At 52.9% G+C, this 26,733-nt stretch carries 21 protein-coding genes; 13 read left to right on the forward strand and 8 right to left on the reverse strand.

Annotation, left to right across the window (positions count from 1 at the left end):
* Window positions 1-24: 24 nt before the first annotated feature.
* The 3 genes from H142_RS0102415 to H142_RS0102425 all read right to left on the reverse strand — a co-directional run bounded on the left by H142_RS0102415 (window position 25) and on the right by H142_RS0102425 (window position 2,784).
* On the reverse strand, window positions 25-876 hold the full coding sequence (locus H142_RS0102415) for a hypothetical protein (protein ID WP_156811858.1): 852 nt from the start codon (window positions 874-876) through the stop codon (window positions 25-27).
* A gap of 10 nt (window positions 877-886) precedes the next feature.
* Entirely contained in the window at window positions 887-1,738 is an 852-nt protein-coding gene (locus H142_RS0102420; protein WP_017930502.1) for a COG1470 family protein, read from the reverse strand.
* A gap of 155 nt (window positions 1,739-1,893) precedes the next feature.
* Entirely contained in the window at window positions 1,894-2,784 is an 891-nt protein-coding gene (locus H142_RS0102425) for a hypothetical protein (RefSeq protein WP_017930503.1), read from the reverse strand.
* Between the two features lie 209 nt (window positions 2,785-2,993).
* On the opposite strand from H142_RS0102425, the gene H142_RS14035 reads away from it, so the two are divergent.
* On the forward strand, window positions 2,994-7,913 hold the full coding sequence (locus H142_RS14035) for an alpha-2-macroglobulin family protein (RefSeq protein WP_017930504.1): 4,920 nt from the start codon (window positions 2,994-2,996) through the stop codon (window positions 7,911-7,913).
* Between the two features lies 1 nt (window position 7,914).
* Complete coding sequence (pbpC, locus tag H142_RS0102435) at window positions 7,915-9,957, forward strand: penicillin-binding protein 1C (RefSeq protein WP_017930505.1); 2,043 nt, start codon at window positions 7,915-7,917, stop codon at window positions 9,955-9,957.
* Here pbpC and H142_RS0102440 read toward each other — a convergent pair.
* Both H142_RS0102440 and H142_RS0102445 read right to left on the reverse strand, forming a co-directional pair.
* Window positions 9,946-10,545: a uracil-DNA glycosylase family protein gene (locus H142_RS0102440; protein WP_017930506.1), complete on the reverse strand. Its 600-nt coding sequence runs from the start codon at window positions 10,543-10,545 to the stop codon at window positions 9,946-9,948. The genes pbpC and H142_RS0102440 overlap by 12 nt on opposite strands.
* On the reverse strand, window positions 10,542-11,843 hold the full coding sequence (locus H142_RS0102445) for a Y-family DNA polymerase (protein WP_017930507.1): 1,302 nt from the start codon (window positions 11,841-11,843) through the stop codon (window positions 10,542-10,544). The genes H142_RS0102440 and H142_RS0102445 overlap by 4 nt, the downstream gene beginning before the upstream one ends.
* Before the next feature lie 116 nt (window positions 11,844-11,959).
* Here H142_RS0102445 and kbl point away from each other — a divergent pair, with 116 nt between their 5' ends.
* On the forward strand, window positions 11,960-13,165 hold the full coding sequence (kbl, locus tag H142_RS0102450) for a glycine C-acetyltransferase (protein ID WP_017930508.1): 1,206 nt from the start codon (window positions 11,960-11,962) through the stop codon (window positions 13,163-13,165).
* Here the strand turns inward: kbl and H142_RS0102455 are convergent.
* Complete coding sequence (locus tag H142_RS0102455; protein ID WP_017930509.1) at window positions 13,162-13,863, reverse strand: ZIP family metal transporter; 702 nt, start codon at window positions 13,861-13,863, stop codon at window positions 13,162-13,164. The genes kbl and H142_RS0102455 overlap by 4 nt on opposite strands.
* A 50-nt stretch (window positions 13,864-13,913) precedes the next feature.
* Between H142_RS0102455 and tdh the strand changes: the two genes are divergently transcribed.
* The 3 genes from tdh to H142_RS14040 all read left to right on the forward strand — a co-directional run bounded on the left by tdh (window position 13,914) and on the right by H142_RS14040 (window position 16,981).
* The gene (tdh, locus tag H142_RS0102460; protein ID WP_017930510.1) at window positions 13,914-14,948 is read left to right on the forward strand and encodes an L-threonine 3-dehydrogenase; all 1,035 of its coding nucleotides are present in this window, start codon (window positions 13,914-13,916) and stop codon (window positions 14,946-14,948) included.
* Between the two features lie 56 nt (window positions 14,949-15,004).
* Window positions 15,005-15,625: a nitroreductase family protein gene (locus H142_RS0102465; RefSeq protein WP_051048558.1), complete on the forward strand. Its 621-nt coding sequence runs from the start codon at window positions 15,005-15,007 to the stop codon at window positions 15,623-15,625.
* Window positions 15,626-15,715: 90 nt separating this feature from the next.
* Complete coding sequence (locus H142_RS14040; RefSeq protein ID WP_083898910.1) at window positions 15,716-16,981, forward strand: multidrug effflux MFS transporter; 1,266 nt, start codon at window positions 15,716-15,718, stop codon at window positions 16,979-16,981.
* Here H142_RS14040 and H142_RS0102475 read toward each other — a convergent pair.
* Window positions 16,978-18,597 (reverse strand): long-chain-fatty-acid--CoA ligase, encoded by a 1,620-nt coding sequence (locus H142_RS0102475; RefSeq protein WP_017930514.1) that lies wholly within the window; start codon window positions 18,595-18,597, stop codon window positions 16,978-16,980. The two genes, H142_RS14040 and H142_RS0102475, sit on opposite strands and share 4 nt — an antisense overlap.
* A gap of 88 nt (window positions 18,598-18,685) precedes the next feature.
* Here H142_RS0102475 and H142_RS0102480 point away from each other — a divergent pair, with 88 nt between their 5' ends.
* On the forward strand, window positions 18,686-19,663 hold the full coding sequence (locus tag H142_RS0102480) for a threonine ammonia-lyase (RefSeq protein ID WP_026147725.1): 978 nt from the start codon (window positions 18,686-18,688) through the stop codon (window positions 19,661-19,663).
* A gap of 22 nt (window positions 19,664-19,685) precedes the next feature.
* Here H142_RS0102480 and H142_RS0102485 read toward each other — a convergent pair whose 3' ends face one another.
* Window positions 19,686-21,758 carry a lytic transglycosylase domain-containing protein gene (locus H142_RS0102485; RefSeq protein ID WP_083898911.1) on the reverse strand — a complete coding sequence of 691 codons (2,073 nt, stop codon included), beginning with the start codon at window positions 21,756-21,758 and terminating at the stop codon, window positions 19,686-19,688.
* Between the two features lie 90 nt (window positions 21,759-21,848).
* Between H142_RS0102485 and dapA the strand changes: the two genes are divergently transcribed.
* The 6 genes from dapA to rpmF all read left to right on the forward strand — a co-directional run bounded on the left by dapA (window position 21,849) and on the right by rpmF (window position 26,696).
* Window positions 21,849-22,739, forward strand: a complete 891-nt coding sequence (gene dapA, locus H142_RS0102490) for a 4-hydroxy-tetrahydrodipicolinate synthase (RefSeq protein ID WP_017930517.1) — start codon at window positions 21,849-21,851, stop codon at window positions 22,737-22,739.
* 1 nt (window position 22,740) lies between these two features.
* On the forward strand, window positions 22,741-23,223 hold the full coding sequence (smpB, locus tag H142_RS0102495) for an SsrA-binding protein SmpB (RefSeq protein WP_017930518.1): 483 nt from the start codon (window positions 22,741-22,743) through the stop codon (window positions 23,221-23,223).
* 123 nt (window positions 23,224-23,346) lie between these two features.
* Window positions 23,347-23,799, forward strand: coding sequence for a preprotein translocase subunit SecG (secG, locus tag H142_RS0102500; RefSeq protein ID WP_017930519.1), 453 nt, complete (start codon window positions 23,347-23,349; stop codon window positions 23,797-23,799).
* A 35-nt stretch (window positions 23,800-23,834) separates the two neighbouring features.
* On the forward strand, window positions 23,835-25,466 hold the full coding sequence (locus tag H142_RS0102505) for a CTP synthase (RefSeq protein ID WP_026147727.1): 1,632 nt from the start codon (window positions 23,835-23,837) through the stop codon (window positions 25,464-25,466).
* Between the two features lie 17 nt (window positions 25,467-25,483).
* Window positions 25,484-26,401, forward strand: coding sequence for a CorA family divalent cation transporter (locus H142_RS14045; RefSeq protein WP_017930521.1), 918 nt, complete (start codon window positions 25,484-25,486; stop codon window positions 26,399-26,401).
* A gap of 115 nt (window positions 26,402-26,516) precedes the next feature.
* Complete coding sequence (rpmF, locus tag H142_RS0102515; RefSeq protein WP_017930522.1) at window positions 26,517-26,696, forward strand: 50S ribosomal protein L32; 180 nt, start codon at window positions 26,517-26,519, stop codon at window positions 26,694-26,696.
* Window positions 26,697-26,733: the final 37 nt, after the last annotated feature.

Below are 26,733 nucleotides of genomic sequence, written 5' to 3' on the forward strand. Positions count from 1 at the left end.
TAAAACCGTGGCGCTATTTTTGATTTAGGGGTTGGAGCTTTGCTCACGGTAAAAATCAAAGGTGACATCTATGTTCATTTCACCAATGCCCATGGACATATCATAGTCGGGCATGCGGTAATTGAAATCAATACGGATTGTTTGATCCCCCAGATTACCGTTACGTCTGCGAATACCTGCTGAGCGCCCAAAATGAATCAGGCGTGTCGGATTGCTTTCCAAATCCCCGAGATCATTTATCCCCGTCAATATTGTTACGTTTTGGGTTCTTGCATCTGAGCCGTAGGAAAAACCGTTATCTGTGCCGCGGTTCGAAATTGCCGTCTCCAATTGGATATCACCAAGGGTCAGCGTATTGGCAAAATCGCCGGAGGCGTCACTGATATTGGCTCTCGCACGCAGCGAGAAACGTGTATTTCTTGATGAAACCCAAAAACTATGACTGTAGGCGCGTCCTTGTGCGTCAAGTTGCAGATCGGTCTGGCTGGACAGGTTGAAGGCCGAGTAAGTATCCGAAGCATCCAGATATCCGTCCCCGTCATCTATCCGCGACCGCGTCAGGCTTCCTTCAATTATATCAAACCCGAACCCCTGACCATTTGCGGGAGCGGGAGCAACCGCATTGGTTGTTCCGGTCGTGCGAAATGTCTGATTTGGGTTATAATATGTTTGCATCGGCGCGCCATAGGCTACGCAACATTGTCCGGTATCGAAGATATAATTATCGTAGATTTGGTAGTTCTCACTGTCATAGACCACAGCGCAGCCGTAGTTTTGACAATAAAAGTCATCATCTAAAAAACTGGCTGCTGCGGGTGCAGCGGCCAGCATAGCCGCAGTGCCGAGCAGGCTATATTGGAACAATGGTCTTTTCACGCGGTTAAGATCAATCCGCTACAAATATGATCGGTGATATTTCGACGGCAGTGCTGCGGAATTTATTTTGCGGCGCGAAGACATTGTTCATATCAAATTCAACGCTATATTCACCGGGCGTAATCTTCTCGCTATCGGTGAGTTTGACATTATAAGTGCGGCTTTGACGATCAAGAACGACAGTCGAAAGCGGAGTCTCGGACACCGTTTCTCCGGATTCATTTTTAACGTGGGCTATACCTTGAAGGCGCGCATGCGCATTGCCTTCATTTTTAATCTCCATCGAAAGCATTGGCGCATCACCGCCCACAAAGGAAACAGTCTTTACTGAAGGTTCGGATGATGACGGCGTCAGTGTCAGATAAAACAGGGAGGCGAGTTGATAGCGGTTCCACACGCCGGAGTTATCGCCGCGCTTATCCAGTTCCGGTAGAAGCGTGGTTGCGAGTAAAGCAAAGCGGTGATCCCCTTTTTCTTCGACTTTCATGGGCACCGTAATTTCGACCACCACGTCCTGTGATGTTTCAGGTTTCAACGTCACTGAAGCGGGCGAGAAGCGGACCCATTCGGAGGCACTGCGCGGGCTGTCACCCGGGGCGTCCAATACGAGCTTGCCGTCTTTATCCAGACTCCAATCAGCCAGGGACATGGTCAAACTGATAGTTTTTGTCTTATGAACATTTCCGATCGTGACGACTTGGCGTTGTCGGTCACCGGGCTTGATGGTCATTTCGACCGTACTGGGCTGTACGCCCAGTCCAAAGGCTCCCGCGACATGCGCAGTCCCAAAGCTTAGACCCAATAAGGCCGCGCAGATCAGCGCAGACGTGCTTGTTAATTTTGCGAAACTATGAATGCCCATTTTATGCCCCGGATATGATTAAGTATTTGGTTAGCGTAGTCTTAAACCGTTTTTCATTCGTTAAAGTGCGCCGTTAAAAGCTGCATACGCTGAGCCAAAAAAATAGCCCCCGGCGCGAGCCGAAGGCTATAATTGCGTGAACTAAACGCGTATTCTTAAGGGACGTAAACTGTGTAAGTAACGTCGGCTTGAAGCGTACCTGAACCCATTGACAAATCGTAACCCTTGTCCGCGCCGGGAGCATTTGGGTCTATCAATGAATATTGGGCGTCGAAACGGACGGATTGCTGAGCAATTGATCCGCGCGAGGCGGCTGTACGGCGACCGCCGTCAAAGACTTTTGTCGCAGATGCCATATCATCAAGGCTGTTAATTGCCGTGACGATACCCGTTCCGCCGGTTGACGGATCCTGCGCTTTATCGCCAACTCCGGAAAGAGAAGAGGAATCTGCTGTTGCAACGCCAAGACTGAATTTGATATTAGAGGCCGTCATATTTCCGGTTGTGACACCTAAAGCATCAGTTGTGCCGGCAAAATCGCCTGTTGCGACAACGTTAGAAGACGATGCATAGATGTCAAATGCAGCGTTAGATGCGACATAAAATGATCCTTTGTGAACGTTCGATAAAGCGCCGTCGATATCAAGGGTATTGTCGATCCCGAATGCCGTGAGCGTATCTCCGGCATCAAGCAAACCGTCTGAATTAGTGTCACCGATTGTTGAGCCCGTAATCGGATCTATTGTCCCGCCGCCGGTAGCCGTTGTTCCGTCAACCGGGTCTAGGTCGCCAGTGACGACAGCAAAAGTATCAGCCGCTGTTCCGCCAATTAGATCTTTACCGGCATTGCCGCTGCCTTCGGTCAATAGAACAAAGTCAGACACAACCGGTCCATCTGTCGCGTCAGCTGCAAAATCATCAGCACCCCAAACGACAACGACGCCCAAAACTTTAAAGAATGGACGATCGATAACGGATGCGTAGGCTGTTGATGCAGTCATAAGTGTGGCAGCGCTCGCTGCCATAGCAAGTTTTTTAATAGACATAATATTTTCCCATTTTTACAGCGCCGGACTCCCACCCGACGTCTTAGGAGAATTAATTAAGGGGGAACGGTTAGAACTGCGTTTAAGGACAGGGTAAAAATAGAGTAAACATTTTGCCGTGACATTGCCTCAAAAATTTCCATATATTGCCGTGACGTTGCCTTATTCATGGTTATGGTAAAGGGGCGACTTACAACAGGGGCAGGATTATGAATAAACAGGCAGGTTTGATCGCCGCAATTATTGCACTCGTTTTCGCGGCATGGTGGGCGGGATACGCTTTGATTGGACAGCCCGACCCGACGCCTAAGGCCGACACGCCTGTTACTGTCATTACTGAGCCGCAGCCCTTCGGCAATAATGATGGTCTTGGGGAGGTCTCCGAAGATGGAGGGGACGCGAAAAAAGATATTGCCTTTCGGTTTGAGGGATGGGAGCCGGATATGAGCGGCAATCTGACCAAGGCCTGTCTGAATTTCACAGACTCGATCGGAATGGATGATACGCGCTTCACCGATTATGTGACGACCACTCCGGATGCAAAGCTGGCGGCCTCTGTACAGGGCCGGCGCGTATGTCTCTCGGGTTTTGATTTTTCCAGAGAATATGAATTGACCATCAAAGCCGGTTTGCCCGGCCCGGAAGGTAAAACTTTGGCCGAAGACCGTAACGTCACCATTGACTTTGGTGACAAGCCCTCTGTCCTGCGCTTTGCGGGCGACGGCATCATCCTGCCGCGCATTGGCGCGCAGGGGCTGGCGATTGAGACCATCAATGTCGACACGATAAGTTTGGACATATCTTCTGTGAATGACCGCATCATCGCGCAGCGTGACCCGCAATCCGGAGAGTCCGCCGCAGAAGGCGATTATAGTTATGTCTATGAGAACGCTGCCACATCTGTTCGTGAAAGCGTTTGGAGTGGTGAAATATCGGTGAAATCAAAGTCAAACCAGACAGTCACGACTGTCGTGCCGATTGCAAACATCATTGGTGATTTGAAACCCGGAGCATATGTCATCAGCGCGGAACGTAAAAGTGACGATAGCGAAAACCGTCCTGCGCGGGCTTGGCGCTGGGTTATCGTCACTGATTTGGCCATCACCAGCTATCAAAGTGATGACGCGCTTAACATCACCCTACGCTCAATCAATACCGCCCGCACGGTTTCTAATAGCCGCGTCACGCTTGTGGCGAGTAATAACCGCGTTTTGGGCGAGGCGCGCACGGATGTAAACGGTCACGCCCGCTTTGACGGTGCGCTCCTCAAAGGGCAGGGCGCAAGCGCGCCGCGGATGATCATGGCCTATGGTCCTGATGGAGATTATGCGATGCTGGACATGCAGCGCAGTCCTCTGGACCTCTCGGACCGCAATGTGAACGGCCGAACAGTCAGCGGCGCGCTGGATCCTTATATCTATACGGACCGCGGCGTTTATCGTCCGGGCGAGACAGTGCATTTGGTGGCCATGCTGCGTAGCCATCGCGGCGCAGCGGCCCCGCGCGACGGGACATTTAAACTCGTTCGCCCTAACGGAATTGTCGCGCTGGAAAAGCGCTTTACACAAAAAGACCTCCTCTCCGGTTCTTGGGTACATAGCTTCGATCTGCCCGAATCGGCTCCGCGCGGTGTATGGCGCGTTGAGATTTACGCAGACGGACTTGATCTTGTCGGGTCACAATCGATTGCGGTTGAGGATTTCATTCCGCAGAAAATCACGGTCGATATCAAATCGGGCGACGGATTTGTCACCAATGAGGACGGCGTTAAAATCACTCTGGCCAGCGAATTTCTCTATGGCGGACCGGGCAAGAACCTGACAGCCGAAGCGCAAATGCGCGTACGCGTAGATCCCAATCCGTTCCCGGCTTATTCTGACTTTAACTTCGGACTGGCCACCGAAACTTTTCAGGAAGAAAGTGTCATTCTCGTTCAAGGCATAACAAATGAAAAGGGCGAGCTTATTACAGAAGCTTCGCTGGCCGGTCTGAACATTAGCTCAAGTCACCCGCTGCGCGGCGAGATTACAGCGGGGATTGCAGAGCCGGGCGGACGTTACGTCAAAAACTCGGGCCGCATCGCGATCCGCACAAACCCGCTCTATCTGGGTATTCGTCCAAATTTCGACGATGACCGCGCCGCCCGGCGCAAGCCTGCCACACTTGATCTCTTGGCGGTAAACGCAGAAGGCGCGCCGCAAGCTAAAACGCTGGACTGGAAGCTGGTTTATGAGGACTGGGATTATGTCTGGTATCGTAGCCGCGGGGAGTGGAAATACCGCTACACCATTAATGACGAGCTACGCGATAGCGGTGAGGTCGCCACTGGTGCCGACGGTATGGCGGAAGTCAGCCAGACCCTGGATTGGGGCCGTTACCGCCTTATCGTGACGGATCCTGAAACAGATGTAACCTCATCTTATCAATTCAGCGTCGGCTGGGGCGGAGCGAGCACAAGCGACCGACCTGACCAATTGGTGATTGCCGGTCCGACAGAGCCGGCGCGCCCAAACAGTATTGTCGAACTAACCCTTAAAGCCCCGTATGCAGGACAGGGTGAACTGGTCATTGCCAGCGATAAAGTGCACGAAATCCGCGCAATCACTATTCCCGAAGGCGGTAGTACAATTTCAATTCGTACAGATGCGTCATGGGGGGCAAGCGCCTACGCCATGATTACGCTTTACACACCGCGCGACACAGCCGCCCGGCCGGTGCCGCGCCGTGCCGTTGGAGTAGCCCATATTGCAATGAGTGCAAAAGCACAAACTTTAGGCCTGTCTATTGAAGCGCCCGAAGTCACCCGCCCGCGCCAGGTGCAGAATGTCACAGTCAAGATAGACGGAATAGGCAACGGTCAAAATTATCTGACGCTTGCTGCGGTGGACGAAGGCATATTGCGTATCACCAAATTTGAGAGCCCGAATGCACAGGACTGGTATTTTGGCAAAAAGGCTCTGAGTTTGGAAGTGCGCGATGATTATGCGCGGCTGCTAAACCCCAATATGGGGCAGGCCGCTATGGCCAATTCCGGCGGTGACGGTCTGGGCGGCGAAGGTTTGACGGTTACGCCGACCCGTATTGTGGCGCTGTGGAGCGGCATTATAAATGTCAAAGGCGGCAAAGCCGTTATTCCGCTTAGCCTGCCGGACTTTAACGGCGAAGTGCGCTTGATGGCGACGGCGTGGAATGACCAATCGGTCGGCAGTGCCAGCCGCTCCATGAAAATTCGCGACCGCGTTCCGGCCACATTGACCTTGCCGCGCTTTATCGCGCCGGGGGACACAGCCATTGCAACCCTGTCGCTGGATAATGTCGAAGGTGATTCCGGCCTCTATAATTATACTATCACTGGCGGCGATTTAAAAACATCTGCCGATTCCAGCGGAGCTGTTCAACTCGCCAAACAGCAAAGAGAGCGCGGCCTGATTACTCTGTCCTCTGACGATGAAGGCATTAGCACGGTTGATTATACTGTCACCGGCCCGGGCGATTATACGGTTAGCTCGGATTATCAAATCCAGAGCCGTTCGCCTTATATGCCGGTCGAACGCCGTATAGAGACGCGGATGAGTCCGAACCAGACATTGGCCATGCCTGATGATTTGATGACAGGCCTCAATCCCGAAAGCGTACAGATCAATATCTCATTTTCTGCGTCTCCGGATCTTGACCCGACGGCTTACGCGGCCTCGCTGGTGCGCTATCCCTATGGATGCACGGAGCAAACCGTCAGTTCGGGCCTACCGCTTTTATATGCCTCTGATCTGGGCGGCATGCCGCGCACGGATGAAGGTGAGTTGAAACGGCAAATGCAAAATGCGGTTTACAAAATTAGCAACCGTATGGACGCGCAAGGCAGCTTCGGTCTGTGGCGTGCGGGCGATAATGCCGGTCAAGCTTGGCTCGGCGCTTACGCGACTGAGTTTCTGCAGCGCGCAGACGCGAAAGATTATGACGTGCCGGATGATGTCATGCGCCGCGCCTATAGTGCGCTGCGTGAAATGACCCGTATGGAAAGCTATTCCTCTCTGGCGTATGAAGACTACCGCTACCAAAGTGACCGTGACGGCGCAGCACGGAAAATCCGTATGGCGCAAACCGCAGCCTATGCCCATTACGTTCTCGCGCGCGGCGGCAAGGGCGATTTGTCAAAAATGCGCTATTTCTACGACACACACCGCAAAAACCTGCGCTCGCCTATGGCCTTTGCTCATATCGGCACAGGATTTTCCATGATGGGCGACAGCGTACGGGCCAAAAATGCCTTCGACGCCGCGTTTAGCGCTGTCGGCTATGATGATAATAAAGATTATTATCAGACACCTTTGCGCGACAGTGCGGCGCTGGTCTATTTATCAGACGAAGCGAAAATGCCTGATCGCGTAGCTCAGGCGCAGTCCGGTTTTGCCAAATTACTCCGTGATCCCGATATGCTATCGACGCAGGAGAAAGCCCAAACTATTATGGCCATGCGGGCGGTTCGCGCGGGCGCGGCAGATATAGATGTGTCATCACGCGGCGTCAGCGGTTTTGGCTCTAATGAGACCGTCGCGTTAAGCGGAGCTGAAATGTCCGGTGATATTGCTTTCACCAATACAGGGCAGTCGGACATCTACCGGGTCGTCAGCATTTACGGTACGCCGAACCGCGCGCCGCAGCCCGTTTCCCAAGGCTATCAAGCCAATAAAAAGTCTTATTCCATATCCGGAAACCCTGTGGATTTAAGCTCCATGGTCAAAGGGCAGCAAGCCGTCATCGTCCTGACTGTGCGCTCCGATATGAACCGCACACGCCAGACGGTGATCGCCGATCTGCTTCCGGCAGGGTTGGAGATTGAGACGATATTGCGCCCCGCTGACGGAAAAACAAATGGGGGTATTAACGGCCCGTTTGAATGGGTTGGCGAGATTGCGGATCTGGACATGGCTGAGGCTCGCGACGACCGTTTTGTCGGCTCGCTCAAGCTCAGCAATCGTAACTGGGTTCGTATGGCTTATGTTGTCCGCGCCGTAACCGCGGGCGACTTTGCTATTCCCGGCGCAATTATCGAAGACATGTACCGCCCGGGCGATATTGCGATTACGCCGGCTGGGCGCATAACAATCCTAACCGATAAGCCGGGGTAATGTGGCGCGGCGAATTACATATTCGGCACGGCTTAAATGGGGACTGACCTTTATTGTCAGCCTTCTCATCCTCGCCAATTGGGTCTTTCCGCCGCCGCTTGAGAAGCTTCAGATCGTCTCGCCCGAAGTCACAGCGCGTGACGGGCAGTGGCTTTCCGGCTTTACAGTTGAGGACGGACGCTGGCGTCTAAAGGCGCGCCTAGGTGATATTGATCCGCGCTTTACGCAGCGCCTGATCGCGATTGAAGATAAACGGTTTTACGATCATTGCGGCGTCGATCCGGTGGCCGTCCTTCGCGCAGCCAAAAGCGCGCTAAGCAATAGAAAATTTGTCTCAGGCGCATCGACGCTGACTATGCAACTGGCGCGTCAGTTAGAGCCGCGTCCGCGCACATTGCGTTCCAAAGCCATCGAAATGGTGCGGGCGGCGCAAATAGAGATGCGTTTGTCAAAGGATGAAATTTTAGAAGCTTATTTGACCCATATTTCCTATGGCGGAAACCTAGAAGGCGTGCGCGCGGCCAGCCTGTCCTGGTTCGGTTATGAGCCGCACGGATTAACCGACGCGCAAATCGCCCTACTTATTGCTTTGCCGCAAGCGCCCGAAGCGCGCCGCCCGGATCGTCACGCAGCCATGGCCCGTAAGGGCCGCGATGATATCATTCGGCGTCTGGAGGCGTCGGATCATTTGACCGCGAGGCAGGCCTTTGAGGCGCGCGAAGCCGGATTGCCGCCACTGCGATTGGCGCTACCGCAAACGGCGTGGATGACCGCGCACCGCTTGTCGGCAAACGGACCTTATACGCGCTCGACATTGGACGCGGGATTGCAAGACCGCACGCAAAGACTGGCCACGGCTTATGCGGCGCAAAACCCAAGCCTCAGCAATATAGCCATAATGATTGTGCATAATCCGACGCGTGAAGTGCGGGCCAGCCTGGGCTCACTATCACGCGATCTTCCCGGCGGCTGGATTGATATGACGCAGAGAATGCGCTCGCCCGGCTCGGCGCTAAAGCCTTTTATTTTCGCGCTGGCTTTCGAAGACGGTATCGCTAGCCCGGGGAGTAAATTAATGGACGCGCCGACGCGGTTCGGCTCTTACCAGCCACAGAACTTTACGCGGCGCTATCATGGCGATGTCACCGTTGAGCAAGCGTTGCAACACTCGCTTAATGTGCCCAGCGTCATCGCGCTCGACCAGATTGGCAGCGCCCGTTTCGAAGCGGCATTACAGGCTACCGGCATTAATATGTCAGTGCCCCAGCGCAGCGCAGAGGGCGGCGGTCTCGCGGTCGCCCTTGGCGGGCTTGGCGTGACGCCCGAAGGTCTGGCTACGCTTTATACCGCTTTGGCCAATGGCGGCATGGCCGCGCCGCTCACCTGGCATGAAAAGCAAGATCGCCAAAAGCCCAAAGCCTTTATCAGCGAAAAAAGCGCCGCGCAGATTACCCGCATTTTGCGCCAGGCTCCGCATCCACGCGGACATGTTCCGTCTTGGCTGTCGCAAAATGCGCCGCCTATTGCTTATAAGACCGGGACATCTTACGGCCACCGCGATGCCTGGGCGGCAGGCTATACGGATGAGTGGACTGTGGTCATTTGGACGGGTCGCGCGGACGGCGCGCCGCGCTACGGCATGACAGGGCGCGATGCTGCCGCGCCGCTATTATTTGATGTTTTCGCCTTATTGCCCCACGTTCCAGGCCTATCCAGACCTTACCGCGCATCTGAAACGGCTCCGACCGGACTTGCGCGCGTATTAGGGCCTGACGAGACGCAACCGCAAATCCTGTTTCCGGAAGACGGTGCGCAAATTGCCTTAAGCGTAACCGACGGGTCTAAATCCTTGCCATTATCCGCGCTATCACCGGACGGCAGCGCGCTGGCCTGGTATGTTGATGGGTCTAAACTCAGCAAAAGCGATCTGGATCCGACAGCGACGCTTTGGTCGCCGGACAAGCCGGGTTTTTATACCTTGCGCGTCGTCAACACTGCCGGAAAAAGCGGGCGCGCGCGCGTCGAAGTCACGTCACTTAACTAGATCTGCCACGCGGTCTTTCAAATGGCTTAGGACATCTTCGAACCAGTTATGTTTTTTGATCCAGCCATTATTGCGCCATGACGGGTGGGGCAGGGGCAAAATATCCGGCCCGTAATCGCGCCAGTTCCGCACGGTCTCGGTCAATGTGCGCTTTGCCGCTTTGCCGAGAACCCATTTCTGCGCGTAGCCGCCGACAAGGAGCGTGAGCGGAATATCCCGAAGCTCTGTATCCAGACGGCTTTGCCAGAGCGGCGCGCATTCGGGCCGCGGCGGTAAGTCTCCACCATTTTTGTCATATCCCGGAAAGCAAAATCCGACCGGCGTGATAGCGAAATTGTCAACATTATAAAATTGAGCCTCATTAACGCCAAGCCAGTCGCGCAGCCGCACTCCGCTGGGATCATAAAACGGCAGCCCTTTTTTGTCGGCTAAATTTCCGGGGGCCTGACTGATAATCCGGATTTTTGAGTGTGCACTTGCCATACAGATAGGCTGCGCCGGATGGGGCAGAGGCGGAAGAGATGTTTCGCAAACGCGGCAATTGCGAATGCTTCGCAGCAAAACCGCAAATTCATCTGCCGGGCTCATAATCGCGCGCGGGGCCGGATTTTTCGTGTCATTTTAGACTCGGCGAAATCATCGTCTGTCGGGACTCGGCCAAATGCAATTTTAGCGCCGGCATAGCCGCCGGGCAGCGCTTCACGCGGTCCCAAATGAATGAGCGCCTGACCTGATTTTGAATTGATACTGTCCATCACATCACTGAGTTTTTCACGGGATGTCCTTGTCGCGTTTTCTTCGCTCCAGGTAAAGAGATCGCCCGGTGTTTCCTCCGGCTTTGACAGGCCGTGTAGGGTTACGCTGACTTTTTTGACCCGTTTACTACGCGACACGGCGATCATCGCGGTGAAGGCCTGATCCATTTCCCCGACAAATCGAAAATCATCCTTTGATGGCGGGAATTGCCGCTCTACGCCCAGCTTTTGCCCGTCGATGAAGGAGAGTGAAATCGAGAGTTTCCGTGCGTAAAATCCGTCCGCGCGCAGCCGCCTTGCCGCCTTGCAGGTGAGCAGACGTAAGCATTCTTTTGCCCGGTCGGGATAAGACCATTCACGCGTCAAAATCCGGCCATGGCCAAACATCCGGCGCTTTGTCGGGGGCCGCATGACCGGATAGCCCTTAAGCTGTGCCCAGAGGCGCTCGCCTTCAATATTGCCCCACAAAGCGCGCGCCTGTTTGGCCGATATGGCGAGGAGTTGCTCCATATTCCAGATTCCGGCCGCGTCCAGCCGACGTAAATTGCCTTTGGCGACACCGGGGATATCACCCAGCGGCACATTTAATAATTTACCCGGCATATCGGCGGGATGGAGCACAACAAAACCATTTGGTTTTTCCATCTCAGAGCAAATCTTGGCCAGAAGCTGATTTGCGGCCAGACCGATAGAGGGCGTTACATATTCGCCAATATCAAGGCGGATATCCGTCTGAATTTTGCGGGCAATCTCGATCGCTTGTGCGCGGGTAAAGCCGCGAAGGTCGCATTCCATTTCGTCAATCGACCAAACCTTTTCGACTTTTAAATGCCGTTCGATACACGCAATGATCCGCTTATGGTAATCGACATACACGTCATGGCGGGCGGGTAGGAGTGTGATTTCAGGGCAAAGGTCTCTGCACTCGGCGGTCTTCGTCCCGCGCTTAATGCCTGCGGCTTTAGCTTGGTAACAACAGGCGATAACCCCTGAATATTGGGAGTCAAATGGCTGCACGCCCACAGGACGGCCATGGAGCGCAGGATTGTCCTGCTTCTCCACATTAGCAAAGAAGGCATCGAAATCAATATATAGCGTTTGCAGCTCTGTTGGGACGGTACGTTCTCTCATAGCAGAACATAAGCAGAACATATTAGCTCTGTCCAATCAGAAACACTTAACCATCCACAACATTTGCCTGCGCGGCGAAACCTGCTAGCACAGACAAAACCAATAGGATATTTGCCATGACCCGCGCTAATTTTTTCGCTGACCTTTCAAATGAGCTAGCCGATATTGCCGATGCCGGGATGTATAAAACCGAGCGTCTCATTACGAGCAAACAGGCCGTCGAGATCACGGTTACGGATAATGGCAAGACGCGCGACGTCCTGAATTTTTGCGCGAATAATTATCTGGGCCTCGCCGACCATCCCGATCTGATTGCCGCGAGCAAAACCGCGCTGGATGACCACGGCTTCGGCATGGCCAGCGTGCGTTTTATTTGCGGAACGCAAGTGCAGCATAGAACGCTGGAGCAAAAGCTGGCCAAATGGCTCGGTTATGACGACACCATTCTTTATGCAGCGTGTTTTGATGCCAATGGGGGACTATTTGAGCCGCTATTGGGTAAGGAAGACGCGATAGTCTCCGACAGTCTCAATCATGCCTCAATCATTGACGGTATACGCCTGTGCAAGGCGGCGCGCTACCGCTATGCCAATTCCGATATGGCCGATCTGGACACACAGCTCAAGGCGGCACGCGCGGCGGGCGCGCGGCGTATTATAATCGCCACGGATGGCGTATTTTCGATGGATGGCTTCGTCGCCAAGCTAGCGCAAATTTGTGATCTGGCTGATAAATATGAGGCGTTGGTCATGGTGGATGATTGCCACGCAACAGGCTTTATGGGCAAGAGTGGCCGCGGCAGCGCGGAACATACAGGCGCGCTGGGCCGCGTCGATATATTGACCGGAACGCTTGGCAAAGCCCTTGGCGGCGGCATGGGCGGGTTTACCTGCGCGCGGCAGGAAGTCGTCGACATGCTCCGCCAGAAATCACGGCCTTACCTGTTTTCCAACAGTCTGGCTCCTTCACTGGTAGGCGCGAGCCTCAAAGCGATAGAGATGGCTGAGCAGGGCGATGATATGCGTGAACGTCTCCGGCGCAATTCCGCGCAATTCCGCAAAGGCATGAGCGCAGCCGGATTTGATTTGCAGCCCGGCGACCACCCGATCATTCCGGTTATGTTATATGAGGCGGATTTGGCACAAAAATTTGCTGAGAAGCTGCTGGATGAAGGTATCTACGTCATCGGATTTTTCTATCCCGTCGTCGCCAAAGGAAATGCCCGCATACGAACGCAAATGAGCGCGGCGCATACGCCTGAGCATATTGACCGCGCGATCGCCGCATTTACAAAAGTCGGTAAAGAGCTGGGCGTAATCTAATGACTGATCTCCTGCAGGCAGATCGCCAGTACCAAACCTAAAGTCACAGCAATACCGGCCATATGCCGCGTATTTTTGTAAGCGCTTGGGAAAATCTCGGTGGCGAGCGAGGCAATAACTGTTCCGGCTGTAAAGGCCTGAATATAGCTAAGGGTGACATCCTGAACATGCGCAAAAGCCAGATTGCCCAGCACAGCTGCCGCAATCAGGAGACAGGCGGTTCCCGACCAGATGGTAAGAATGCTTTTTTTACTGCGGCCTGCCTTTTTCATCTCTTGAGCCGCGCCGGCGGCTTCAGGCAAATTGGATAGAAAAATTGATCCGGCCAGAGCCGTAACAGCCATCGGACCGGCGGATATTAGGGCCACGCCCAATGCAATATTTTCAGGAACCCCGTCCAGCGTGACTGCGGCTACAAGGCCAAGTCCATCTGGGTTATCAGTTTTCTTATCGATACGATGATTAACTCCCGTAAAGACAATTCCGCCGAGCATGACGGCAATTACAACAGGCCACAGAGACGCAATTTCTATGGACGGCATGATAAGTTCAGCGGTAACGGCATAAATCAGCGCGCCGCCCGCTAGCGCCAAGAGGAATCCCGAAGCTTTATCATTGAACCACCTGGACAGGCCGATCACGGCACCGATGATTAGGGCTAGTGAAACAATAACAGAAACGATAAGAACGGTGAGCATAAACCCTCAGAATTGCAACGACGCGACAGGAGATCCCATTGGTTGAGACTATGAAAGCTTTGGTCAAGGCGAAATCGCAAAAAGGTCTGTGGATGCAGGACGTCCCTGTCCCGACCATAGAGCCGGACGAAGTCTTGATCCGTATTCATAAAACCGCGATTTGTGGTACGGATATGCATATTTATAAATGGGACGAATGGGCACAGAAAAATATCCCTGTCCCTATGGTTGTCGGGCATGAATATGGCGGTATTGTCGCCGCTGTCGGCTCGACCGTGCGCCGCGTCAAAGTCGGAGATAAAGTCTCGGGTGAAGGCCATATCGTCGGCAACCGCTCCCGCAATGCCCGGGCGGGACGCTTCCATCTTGACCCCGACACCAAAGGCATTGGCGTTAATTTGCCCGGTGCGTTCGCCGAGTATCTCGCCCTACCGGAATTTAACATCATACCGCTGAATGATGATTTTGATCTGGACATTGCAGCGATTTTGGATCCGATGGGCAATGCCGTGCATACTGCGCTCGCCTTTGATCTGGTGGGGGAGGACGTCTTAATTACGGGCGCAGGCCCGATCGGAATCATGGCCGCTGCTATCGCGCGGCGGGCAGGAGCGCGCCGCATTATGTTGACCGATGTCAATGATTGGCGGCTTAATTTGGCCCGTAAAGTCGCGCCGGATATTCGCACGGTTAATGTTTTGAATGAGAACCCGCGCGAGGTCATGCTTGCCATAGGTATGCGCGAGGGTTTTGACGTTGGGCTGGAGATGAGCGGGCAGCAAAGCGCCTTCGATACGATGCTCGATCTGATGTTGATGGGCGGGAATATTGCCATGCTCGGCATACCATCAAAGCCTTATCCGGTTGATCTGGGTAAAATTGTCGGTAAGGCGCTGACTCTGCGCGGTATTTATGGCCGCCAAATGTATGATACTTGGTATAAAATGCTGGCCATGCTGGATAGCGGTCTGGATATGCGCGCGATGATTACCCACCATTTCGATGCAGTGGATTTTCAAGATGCATTCGATCTTATGGAGACAGGAAAAAGCGGCAAAGTGATATTGGATTGGACGAAATTTTGAGCGTCAAGGACGACCACATTGCGCTGACGGGCTATGATCGCCGCTCCGAAATTGAAATGCAGGCCCGCGCCCAAGCGGTGCTGGATACATTATTGACCCGGCGCTCTATTCGAGACTTTTCAGATGAGCCTGTGCCGCGCGATTTGATAGAAACCTGCATCCGCGCCGCCGGAACCGCGCCAAGCGGGGCCAATCATCAGCCTTGGCATTTCGTCGCGATTTCTAATTCTGAGACGAAACGGCAAATCCGCATGGCTGCCGAGGCTGAAGAGGCTGAGTTTTACGGTGGCCGTGCCAGCGAAGAATGGCTGGACGCTCTTGCTCCGCTCGGAACAGATGCCAGCAAGCCATTTCTGGAAACCGCGCCTTGGCTCATCGCAGTGTTTGCACAGCGCCGCGGCGGCGAAACCCCGGGGCAGGACAAAAAGAACTATTACGTGACTGAGAGCGTCGGCCTCGCGACAGGTATGCTCATTACAGCCCTGCACAGTGCGGGGCTTGGGACGCTAACCCATACGCCTGCGCCCATGGGCTTTCTGACTGAAATTTGCGGGCGTCCAAAATCCGAAAAACCATTCGTTCTGATGGTCGTGGGTTATCCCGCGATAGATTGCACAATTCCCAAACACGCTTTGATCAAAAAAGATCTACCGGAAATTACGACATTTATGGAGTAGTCAATCTGCTACGGTAAATGTTTAACCGACATATCACCTATACGTTTTGAACACTTGCACTACAGCGCGGGGTAGCGCATAGCGCGCGGCATGAGAAAACCGGTCGGCATACAGCATTTATCGAACGCTCCTTTGCCTATGCCTGTATGGGAATTCGTGGGCATGGTCGCATGCATGATTGCTCTGAACGCGCTGGCAATTGATGTCATGTTGCCGGCCTTAGGCGTCATCGGTGAGCATTTTGAGCTTCAAAATCCCAATCACCAGCAATTTATACTTTATGCTTATATTGCCGGATTTGGCGCGCCGCAGCTAATTTTCGGTCCCATTAGTGACCGGTTCGGGCGCAAGGGTTTGTTGAATATATGTTTGATCGGCTATGCGGCTATGGGCGTTTTATGCATGATTGCGCCAAGCTTTACTCTGCTGCTCGTCGCCCGTTTTGTTCACGGCGTCTTCTCGTCTGGCGTCCGCGTCATCGGCGTATCAATTGTACGCGACCTTATGGCCGGGCGGGCTATGGCGCGTATTATGTCCCTTGTCATGACCGTCTTTATGATTGTTCCGATTATTGCGCCGGCTATCGGGCAGGGCATTATGACATTTGCTGATTGGCATTGGACGTTCGGCGTTACGGCAATCGGCGCGATCGGATTGATAATTTGGGCGCATATAAGATTGCCCGAAACTTTGCCGGAAGACCACCGTCAGGATTTGAAGTTTAGCCGGGTAATGAAGAGCTTTTGGTCGGTTCTATCGACCCGCGTCACCTGCGGATATATGGTCGCCAGCGGCGTCATCTTTGGGTCTCTATTTTCATTTATCGCGGCCAGCGAGCAGATTTTTGATGTTGTATTCGGACGTGGCGATCAATTTGCGTTGTGGTTTGCCATTATTGCGGGTGCTTTGGCCGTATCGAATTTTGCAAATTCAAAGATTGTCGAAGCCATCGGGATGCGCCGCATCAGTCATACTGTTCTATTCGTATTTATTACAATGTCGGCCGCGACAGCTCTGACTATGAGTATTGTCGGGCCGAATTTGTATGTCTTCCTGCCGATGTTCTGCATTGTTTTTGGATGTTTCGGTATGATGGGCGCGAATTTCTCGGCGCTGGCTATGGAAGCACAGGGCAATATTGCCGGTACGGCCAGTGCTGTTTACGGCTTTTTCACAACCACTGTCGCTGCCGGATTTGGCTGGATTGTCTCCAGCCAATTTAACGGCAGCGTTGTGCCGATGATGATAGGATTTGTGGGTCTGGGACTATTATCTCTATTTATCATTACATATACCGAAAAGGGAAAGCTCTTCGGTATAGGCGAGGGTAAAGAAGACGAAACAGTTAACGTTTAGTCTAATACGTAGTCCTTATACTGAACCTTTAATTCCCGCTTGAGAATTTTACCGGTGGCACCAATCGGAAGCGCATCGGTAAATTCAATCGCGTCAGGCATCCACCATTTCGCGCATTTTGCCGCGATACATTCCTTTATTTCAGCCTTATCAGGCGTCTTACCCGCAACAGGCTGCACAATTAAAATTGGGCGCTCCTGCCATTTCTCGTGACGGACACCAATACACGCCGCCATCGCCACATCCGGATGATCAGACGCCGCATTTTCGATCTCAATGGAGCTTACCCATTCGCCGCCGGATTTAATAACGTCTTTAGAGCGGTCAGTAATTTCCATATAGCCGTCGGGATGTAGCGCTGAAACATCACCCGTGCGGAACCATCCATCGTCGGTGAAAGCATCGCTACCCGCGCCTTTAAAATAACCTTTGGCGACCCAAGGCCCGCGCACATGTAAATGCCCGCTGGTCTCGCCGTCTTCGGGGAGAATTTTACCTTCATCATCAACAATGCGCATTTCCACACCGAAAATGCGCCGTCCGGCCAGTAGCTTATGAGGGACCGTGGATTCATAGTCAGGATAATCCGTCATCGGGTCGGGCGCATATGTACTGCCCAGCGGACTGGTCTCCGTCATACCCCAGCCTTGCTGCATGGGTATGCCCAGTTCTTGCTCGTAAGCGCGCAACAGTGATTCGGGCAGGGCCGAGCCGCCGACCAATGCCTTTTCAACAGTAGGCATAGACTGCTTGGTCTCGCGCAAATAGTTGAGAATACCTAGCCAGACAGTCGGCACGCCCGCCATGAGCGTGACTTTTTCCTGATTAATCATTTTGGTCAGGTTTTTACCATCCAGACCGGGCCCGGGCATGACAAGCTTTGCGCCAACCATAGCGGCTGAATAAACGAGCCCCCACGCGCTAACGTGGAACATGGGCACGACGGCGAGGATCACTGCGTCTGCACGCGCGCCGATCACATCGGGAAATGAACCGGCCATGGCGTGAAGAATAGTCGAGCGATGAGAGTACAGGACGCCCTTGGGATCGCCTGTCGTTCCGGATGTATAACACAATGTACACGCCGTCTTCTCGTCAAACCGTGGCCACGTAATCGTGTCAGACGCGTGTTCTATAAAGCTCTCATAATCTTGAACTTCCGCCTTGTAGTCGGGCATTCCGGCTCTGTCGGATAGGCAGATGAATTTCTCGACCGATTTACAGTGGGTATGAATGCCGTCGATAATCGGACCGAATGTCGTATCGAACATTATATATTTGTCTTCGGCATGGCTGATCATCCACGCAATTTGATCGGGCTTGAGACGGGGATTAATCGTGTGAACAATTGCGCCGATGGAGCTGACCGCATAATAAATCTCGACATGACGGTAATTATTCCACGCAATCGTTGCAATCCGGTCTCCGGGTTTAACACCGGCGGAGAGCAGGGCATTTGCCAGTTTGCGAACGCGTTTGGCGCAGTCCGCCCATGTATAGCGGTGCTCCGTTCCATCCGTGTTCAATGTGTAGATTTCGCGGCGATTATGCACCTTTGCCGCGTGTTCAATCAAATCTGAAATCATCAGATCGTGATCCATCATCAAGCCTTGCATTATATATTCCCTTATGTGTTTTTATTGTTGCGCTCTTGTGTCAATTTACATCTATCAGGTCAATCAAAACGCCGCGCAGGGAGACAATATGAGCATAAATTATCATGATGTTGCGGACGCTTCGCAGCGTCTGAGGGGCAAAACAAAACTTACGCCGGTGCTTCAAAGCAAAGTGCTCTCGCAGATCGCCGGATACAATATTTTTTCCAAGGCCGAATGCCTTCAACATACAGGGTCATTTAAATATCGCGGCGCTTATAACCGCCTCTCGGCGATGAGCGCAGATGAGCGCGCGAACGGTGTCGTGGCATTCTCATCAGGAAATCACGCGCAAGGCGTAGCGCGCGCCGCTAAAGAATTGGGGATTGACGCAATTATCGTGATGCCGAGCGATGCGCCTAAAGTGAAAGTCGATGGCGTCCTTGCCGATGGCGCGCGTATCCACAGCTACGATCGAATGACCGAGTCGCGTGAAAAGATTGCCGCAGATATATCCGCCCGCGACGGGCGGATCGTTGTTCCATCCTTTGACGACCTTTACATTATTGCCGGTCAAGGCACGGCCGGAATTGAACTCGCCAAACAATGCGAAGAGATGCATATAACGCTGGACGCGTTGATTATTTGTTTGGGCGGGGGCGGGCTTTGCGCGGGCATCAGTACGGCGTTCAAGCACTTGTCTCCGCACACCAAAATATTCGGCGCGGAGCCGGCAGATTATAACGATCATCAAATGAGCCTGTCTTACGGCAACCGGGTTACACTTATCAGTCCACCGCCAACTTTGTGCGATGCGCTTATGACGCCTCAACCCGGGGCTTTAACATGGCCGATAAATTCGAAAAACCTGTCCGGCGTATGTACAGTCACAGACGAAGAATGCCTGATGACGATGAAACTTGCAAAGCAGCGCCTAGGCGTCACATTGGAACCAGGCGGCTCTGTTGCACTCACCGCGGCGCTTTCCGGTCGATTTAATAGCTTTGGCGATTTCGCAAATGTCGGCGTGATTTTGTCGGGGGGCAATGTTGACCCTGATGTCATGGCCCGCGCTATGGCGATGTAGCGCGCTATTTTAGAAGGGCACTCTAGAAAGACCGGGCCAAATCCTGCCGCAAGGTCAGCACAGATTGATTGTTATTCAGCCTTGCGCGATAAACCTGCTGGTTTTCCATGACCCGCTGAATGTAATTTCGCGTCTCTGAAAAGGGCAGGCTTTCGACCCAGTCTACTGGATCAATGCTACCGGATCGCGGATCGCCATATTTTTCGACCCATTGAGAAACCCGTGTCGGTCCCGCATTATAGGCTGCGGCGACCATAATATAATTGCCGTTATATTTTTCGAGTAGATCTTTGAGGTGTAAGGCGCCCAGCATGGCCGAATAATCCTGGTCTGTAATCAGCCGGCTTTGAGAATAGGGGACGCGGTGACGCCGCGCCGTCGCATTAGCCGTTGAGTCGATCATCTGCATCATACCATACGCTCTGGCGTGACTGATGGCGGTCGTCGCAAATTCGCTCTCTTGCCGCGCAATAGCCAGCACGAAAGGCAAATCATATCCCGGACCTAGACGTCTCATGACATCGGGAATTGGATAAGAGCTTTCCGTCATTAAGGCATCGACCCGCCCGCCCTGTTTTCCTGCGCGAACAGACGGAGAATAAAAATGATAATCTTTAGCCAGATCCGCCAAAAGCGTCAGTTCACCGGATTGTGAAACATCGCCGTCAAGCTGATAGGAAAATTGACGGAAAACCAACTCATTTCCAGTCTCCCCAATCATACGAAGCGCGCGGACAATAGGCTTGGCTTCAAACTGTGCGCGCATATGATCTGCACCCGGTTCCGGTGGCAAAGACAGAGTGCTTCGGCCTGTTCCTGACGCTTGGATGGCCAGTTGACCATAAAAAGTATTGGGATGGCTCGCCGCTTCTGCATATCGCGCCTGCGCTGCGGGTAGACCCAAAGCTGACTCAGCACGTCCTTGCCAATAGGCAGCGCGGCCAACAGATACAGGCGTCGACACGCCGCCACGCAGCCGGTCAAAATGCATCTTGGCGCGTTGCGGTTGGTTTAATTTACGAAGGGATAGCCATCCGGCGAGAAACTCAGCTTCGGCAAAAGCCAGGCCCTCTTTAAGCCCGTGGGGCGTGATCATTTGATAGGCTTCAGCAAACCGGTTTTCAGAGATGAGCCAATAGGCCATAATTTTACGCTCGGTCCACAACCGGTCTTTGCCTTGGTCTGTCGATGCAGGGGCGGAGATCTCCAGATATACCGGAAGAGCATAATCTTTGGTTTTACGTTTTCGCCGCCACCGCGCGCGCTCGAACAGAAGCCCTGTATCTCTGGCCTGTGCAGGTGATAGCGCGTCAATAGCTCTGTCCATTCCGGACCGATTAGCCCCGACGCGAATACGGGCATCGGCCAGTTTGCGGTCGGACGTGTTCATAAAGGGCAAGAGAGCCTCGGCGCTGCTATAATAGCGCGAGCCTAGCCAGATCAGATGATCGGCACGCGCGGCATGATCATCACGCGTAAGCTTGCCCCCATATTGCGCGAAAAGCTCTTTTTGACGGTCTCTTGTTAATCTGCTGTCACGCCAGGCCTTGCGTAACCAGATTAGGCCATTTCGTTCGTCACCGACGCCGAAATAAGCGCGGGCCAGAGCTGCGCGACCTTCGCCGGACGCAGGGTCTTGAAACTCGGCCGGTAAAGACTGGAACCATTGCAATGTGCGCTGCGGAGACATCGGATCTTCGAAAAGCATCCGCTCCGCGCGCGCTCTGATTGTGATCATTCTCGGCCAATCGGGATGGCGAGACATTAATCCCGTGATTTCGGCTAGTGACACCTCATTGGTGCGCACAGCCAGACGCCATATTAGGACATCACGGGCAATGGGGTCTTTGATGCGCCCGCGATATCTTGCCACGTCATCCCAACCGTTTTGATCTGCAGCGCGCATGCCCATCCGAAAATTTTGTGCATCGGTTTGTGACAATATTTGAGAATTGCCTTCCGGCACAGGTTTCACCCGCGGGACAGGAATGCTTTGTGCCAGGGCCGTAGCGTTGATCGGGCCAAAAACCGCCATAATGCCAAGGCATATGAGAAGAATTGGGCAGACTATGTGAGAAAATTTTAAAAATCGCATGAGGCAATTCTAATGGATGGCTTGCACGGGGCAACTAAAGAAAGCTAAGACGCTGCACAAATATAGGGGAAACCCGCAATCGAGGTACTCATGACAACACAAAAGCCCATTCACGGTTCTATGACTGCGCTGGTCACGCCGTTTAAAGACGGAAAAGTCGACGAGACAGCTTTTGGCGACTTTGTGAACTGGCAGATCGAATCAGGGACGCATGGACTAGTGCCTTGCGGCACAACGGGCGAGTCTGCGACATTATCAGATGACGAGCATAAACGTGTTATAAAGCTTTGCGTCGAGGCGGCCGCAGGGCGCGTGCCCGTTATTGCCGGCGCGGGATCCAATGAAACAACAGTCTCGATCCGCTATGCCAGTCACGCCAAAGACCTTGGCGCGGACGCCGCTCTTATTGTGACGCCCTATTATAATAAACCCAGTCAGGAAGGTATATTTCAGCATTTTAAAGCCATTTCAGACGCTGTCGATATACCCATTATTGTTTACAATATCCCGGGACGCAGTGTAGTGGACATTTCCAACGAAACAATGGCGCGGTTATCTACTCTCCCCACTGTTATTGGCTGCAAAGATGCGACAGGCGATATTAGCCGCGTTACCACTTTAATTGACCGCTGCGGCGAGGATTTTATTCAACTCTCCGGTGATGATCCGACGTCACTGGCCCATAGCGTTTACGGCGGTAAAGGCTGCATTTCTGTCGGCTCCAATGTCGCGCCTGATAAATACGCAGCCTTTCACAACGCTATGTTATCCGGTGATTACGCTCTGGCGCGTAAGCTTCACGAAAAACTTGATCGTCTGCACAAAGATCTGTTTTTAGATCCAAGTCCGGCTCCGGCGAAATACGCTCTGACAGAACTGGGCCGCATGGGGCCGGATGTTCGCCTGCCGATGACGCCGTGTCGCGATGAAACGAAGGCGGCGGTTATTGCGGCGATGAAACGCGCAGGCATAACGATCTAATATGGCGGTTAAGAAGAAAAAATCCGACGATAATAACAAATTGATCGCGCAGAATCGCCGCGCGCGGTTTGAATTTGAAATCGAAGATACGTTCGAAGCGGGTATTAGTCTTGTCGGCACCGAGGTTAAAGCGCTGCGGGAGGGTAAGGCCAATATCGCCGAGGGCTATGTCGGCGTCGAAAATGGCGAGATAATGCTCATCAACGCGAATATTCCTCTCTATGCTCCGGCAAGCCAGTTTAATCACCTGCCGACACGACCGCGTAAATTGCTATTAAAGAAACGCGAGATTGCAAAGCTGATTATCGAGCAACAGCGTAAAGGCCGCACGATCGTCCCTCTGAAGATGTACTTTAACGATAAGGGTTTTGTAAAACTGCTTGTCGGCGTCGGTATTGGCAAGTCTCATTCAGATAAACGAGACAATGTTAAGACGCGCGAATGGAACCGCCAAAAAGCGCGTATCATGCGCGAACAGGGATGATTCGCTTTCGGACTTGCAGCGGCTCTAACAAATCCACATATAAGCCCTAGCGAAAGCGCGGCGTTTAAGCTATCGAGCGCGCTTTAATTCACAGCTTGGGCCTATGGCCCATAGGATCCGGCCATGACCACCGTACTTCTGATTATTCAGGTTTTAATTTGTATCGTTCTGATTGGACTGATTCTCATTCAGCGCTCCGAAGGCGGCGCCTTGGGAATAGGCGGCGGCGGAGGCGGAGGCGGCGGTTTGATGAGTGGTCGCAGCTCTGCTAATGCGGTAACCAAAGCAACAACGATTTTAGGAACGCTATTTATCCTCAATTGCGTGCTACTATCGATCTTCTTTGCTGTTGAAAATAGCAATACCTCGGCTTTGGCTGAGGATAACACGGAAACAGGTATTGTGCAGACGGACAACTCCGATAATACTCAAAACCCGAATGCTGACGTTGTGCCTGCTGATGACCTGCAATCGGAAACTCCTGATAGTGAGACCGATGTTGTTGTCGAGCCGACACCCCAGGAGGGTGATGACGCCGCGACAGAAACAAAACCGGACGCCGGCGACGACGAATAGGCGTCGTGCCGGATCCGCAAAACATCGGGACGGCTATGCCACGATATATTTTCATTACAGGCGGCGTTGTTTCTTCGCTTGGCAAAGGCTTGGCCTCGGCTGCGCTCGGCGCGGTATTACAGGCCCGCGGCTATAAAGTTCGCCTTCGCAAGCTTGACCCATATCTAAACGTCGATCCCGGCACGATGTCACCCTATCAGCACGGGGAAGTTTACGTCACAGATGATGGCGCTGAGACCGATCTGGACCTGGGTCATTACGAGCGCTTTACCGGCGTATCAGCCACGCAGGGCGATAATATTACGACGGGCCGAATTTACAAAAATATTATCGAAAAAGAGCGCCGCGGCGATTATCTCGGCGCAACGGTTCAAGTCATTCCGCACGTGACGCACGAGATTAAATCCTTTGTTCTGTCCGATGCCGGTGATGTGGATTTTGTGCTCTGCGAAGTTGGCGGCACGGTCGGCGATATTGAAGGCCTGCCGTTTTTCGAAGCGTTGCGCCAACTTTCCCAAGAGCTGCCGCCGCGCCAGACCTGCTTCATGCATGTCACCTTACTGCCCTTTATTGCCGCAGCCGGTGAGATGAAGACCAAACCGACGCAACATAGCGTCAAAGAGCTGCGCTCTATCGGCATACAACCCGATATTTTGCTGTGCCGTGCTGACCGTCCGATTAGCGATAGTGACCGCGCAAAAATTGGCCGCTTCTGCAATGTGCGCGAATCAGCTGTCATTCAGGGTCTAGACGCCAAATCTATTTATGACGTGCCGCTGGCCTATCATGCCGAAGGTTTGGACAGCGCTGTGCTTGCGCATTTCGGCATTGAGGACGCGCCGGATGCTAATCTGGCCCGGTGGGAAGGGATTTCCAAAGCGCTGGCGGAGCCGGACGGCGAGGTGAATATTGGCGTGGTTGGAAAATACACTATCCTGCCTGACGCCTACAAATCTTTGACCGAAGCTCTGGTTCATGGCGGCATCGCCAATGAGGTCAAAATTAATATTACATGGCTTGAATCCGACATGTTCGAGGGTGATGACGCGCTGACGCATCTTGAAGGTCTAAACGGTATTCTTGTTCCCGGGGGTTTCGGTTACCGTGGCTCGGAAGGGAAAATCCGTGCAGCGCAATTTGCCCGTGAGCATAATGTCCCGTATTTTGGGATTTGTCTGGGCATGCAAATGGCGGTCATTGAAGCTGCGCGTAATATGGCCGGGATTGAAACTGCTAAATCCTCAGAATTCGAAGAAATCGACGGTGAGAATGTCGTCGGCCTAATGACAGAATGGACACGCGGCAATGAGCGTCTGAAGCGTGAAGGCAAGAGTGATCTGGGCGGCACCATGCGTCTGGGCGCCTATCCGGCAACGCTCACAGAAGGGTCATTGGTGGCACAGATTTACGGCACTCGGAATATAGAGGAACGTCACCGTCACCGTTATGAGGTCAATGTGGACTATAAAGATCGTCTGGAGGCGGCGGGACTAAAATTCTCCGGTCTTTCGCCAGACGGAGTTTTACCTGAAATTGTCGAAATTCCAGATCATCCATGGTATGTTGGTGTTCAATATCATCCGGAGCTAAAATCGCGTCCCTTTAAACCGCATCCTTTGTTTGCCGGATTTATCAAAGCGGCTAAAACACAAAGCCGCTTGGTTTAGCGGTACAGGAATATGTTATGACCCAGATTTTACGAACAGCATTTGGTGATAACAAACACTTTCTCGAAATAGAACACTGTCTGTCTTTGAGCGCGGAAGATGTCGCCGAACTGACATCGATTGCCGGCGCGCAGGATGTCAGAACGTTAAGGATGGCGAGCCCGCGTCCGAAATGTATGGTCAACGATAAAGATATCCTGATTGTGCTGCGCGGAATCAACTTCAATGAAGGTTCACAGCCCGATGATATGGTGTCTGTCCGTATCTGGATGGACGACACAACTTTTATCGCCAGCGAACGCCGGCCAGTCAAATCTGTAGATGCGGCCGCATCACGTATAGACAAAATGCATACCACACCGGATTTACTGCTTGCCATAATTGAGGAATTGCAGCTGCGAATCGAGGCGCATATTAACGAACTGGATGAACAGGTTGATAGCGCCGAAGATGAAGCTTTGGGTGACCCAAATAAAAAGCGCAGACTTGAAATTATGGAATTTCGCCGCAGCATCATATCCCTACGCCGTTACCTGTTGCCGCAGCGCGAAACATTATTGACATTAAGCCGCGCCAAGGTTGATTTTTTTACAGAAGACCAGCAACAAAGCTTTCTGGACCAATATTATCGGGCGGCCCGTATTTGTGATGCGCTAGACGCTCTGCGTGAGCGGTTAAGCCTCATCCAGGAAGAAATTACAGCTGTAATTTCCGATCGCATGAACCAAAATATGTATGTCCTGTCGATCATTTCGCTCGTCTTCTTACCACTCGGATTTTTAACGGGCCTGTTCGGGATTAATGTGGGCGGCATGCCAATGGTCGCCGATGGGGGGAGTAGCTTAGAGCCTATGGGGTTCTGGATCGTTGTCGGGCTGTGTATCGTCTGCGCGATCGGGATCGGCATAGTTATGCGTATCAAAAATTGGATCTAGCTGCAGCGTGACTGAAGATTTCATCCACAGCCTACTTGCAACAGCGGGCGCAATAGCTTAGGACGCGCCGAGTTTGACACGGCAAGTGCCGTATTTAAAATATAGGAGAACCGTTATGGCGGTCCCAAAGAGTAAAATTTCCAAATCCCGCCGTGGCCAGCGCCGCGCACATGACGCTCTGACAGCAACAAATTATGTTGAAGACAAAGATAGCGGCGAGCTTCGCCGTCAGCACCATGTTGATCTGAAGTCCGGCATGTATCGCGGACGTCAAATCCTGCAGCCCAAAGATTAGGGTTTGCAAACCGATTAGGAAATAGGCCGGCATTTGC

It is taken from the genome of Robiginitomaculum antarcticum DSM 21748 (assembly GCF_000365025.1).
GTDB classification, from domain to species: Bacteria; Pseudomonadota; Alphaproteobacteria; order Caulobacterales; family Maricaulaceae; genus Robiginitomaculum; species Robiginitomaculum antarcticum.

Bases quoted from the DNA above. Each gene is read 5' to 3' on its own strand.
- H142_RS0102420 (WP_017930502.1), bottom strand. From the start codon at position 1,738: ATGGGCATTCATAGTTTCGCAAAATTAACAAGCACGTCTGCGCTGATC.
- H142_RS0102425 (WP_017930503.1), bottom strand. From the start codon at position 2,784: ATGTCTATTAAAAAACTTGCTATGGCAGCGAGCGCTGCCACACTTATG.
- H142_RS14035 (WP_017930504.1), top strand. From the start codon at position 2,994: ATGAATAAACAGGCAGGTTTGATCGCCGCAATTATTGCACTCGTTTTC.
- H142_RS0102440 (WP_017930506.1), bottom strand. From the start codon at position 10,545: ATGAGCCCGGCAGATGAATTTGCGGTTTTGCTGCGAAGCATTCGCAAT.
- H142_RS0102445 (WP_017930507.1), bottom strand. From the start codon at position 11,843: ATGAGAGAACGTACCGTCCCAACAGAGCTGCAAACGCTATATATTGAT.
- kbl (WP_017930508.1), top strand. From the start codon at position 11,960: ATGACCCGCGCTAATTTTTTCGCTGACCTTTCAAATGAGCTAGCCGAT.
- H142_RS0102455 (WP_017930509.1), bottom strand. From the start codon at position 13,863: ATGCTCACCGTTCTTATCGTTTCTGTTATTGTTTCACTAGCCCTAATC.
- tdh (WP_017930510.1), top strand. From the start codon at position 13,914: ATGAAAGCTTTGGTCAAGGCGAAATCGCAAAAAGGTCTGTGGATGCAG.
- H142_RS0102465 (WP_051048558.1), top strand. From the start codon at position 15,005: ATGCAGGCCCGCGCCCAAGCGGTGCTGGATACATTATTGACCCGGCGC.
- H142_RS14040 (WP_083898910.1), top strand. From the start codon at position 15,716: ATGAGAAAACCGGTCGGCATACAGCATTTATCGAACGCTCCTTTGCCT.
- H142_RS0102475 (WP_017930514.1), bottom strand. From the start codon at position 18,597: ATGCAAGGCTTGATGATGGATCACGATCTGATGATTTCAGATTTGATT.
- H142_RS0102480 (WP_026147725.1), top strand. From the start codon at position 18,686: ATGAGCATAAATTATCATGATGTTGCGGACGCTTCGCAGCGTCTGAGG.
- H142_RS0102485 (WP_083898911.1), bottom strand. From the start codon at position 21,758: ATGCGATTTTTAAAATTTTCTCACATAGTCTGCCCAATTCTTCTCATA.
- dapA (WP_017930517.1), top strand. From the start codon at position 21,849: ATGACAACACAAAAGCCCATTCACGGTTCTATGACTGCGCTGGTCACG.
- smpB (WP_017930518.1), top strand. From the start codon at position 22,741: ATGGCGGTTAAGAAGAAAAAATCCGACGATAATAACAAATTGATCGCG.
- secG (WP_017930519.1), top strand. From the start codon at position 23,347: ATGACCACCGTACTTCTGATTATTCAGGTTTTAATTTGTATCGTTCTG.
- H142_RS0102505 (WP_026147727.1), top strand. From the start codon at position 23,835: ATGCCACGATATATTTTCATTACAGGCGGCGTTGTTTCTTCGCTTGGC.
- H142_RS14045 (WP_017930521.1), top strand. From the start codon at position 25,484: ATGACCCAGATTTTACGAACAGCATTTGGTGATAACAAACACTTTCTC.
- rpmF (WP_017930522.1), top strand. From the start codon at position 26,517: ATGGCGGTCCCAAAGAGTAAAATTTCCAAATCCCGCCGTGGCCAGCGC.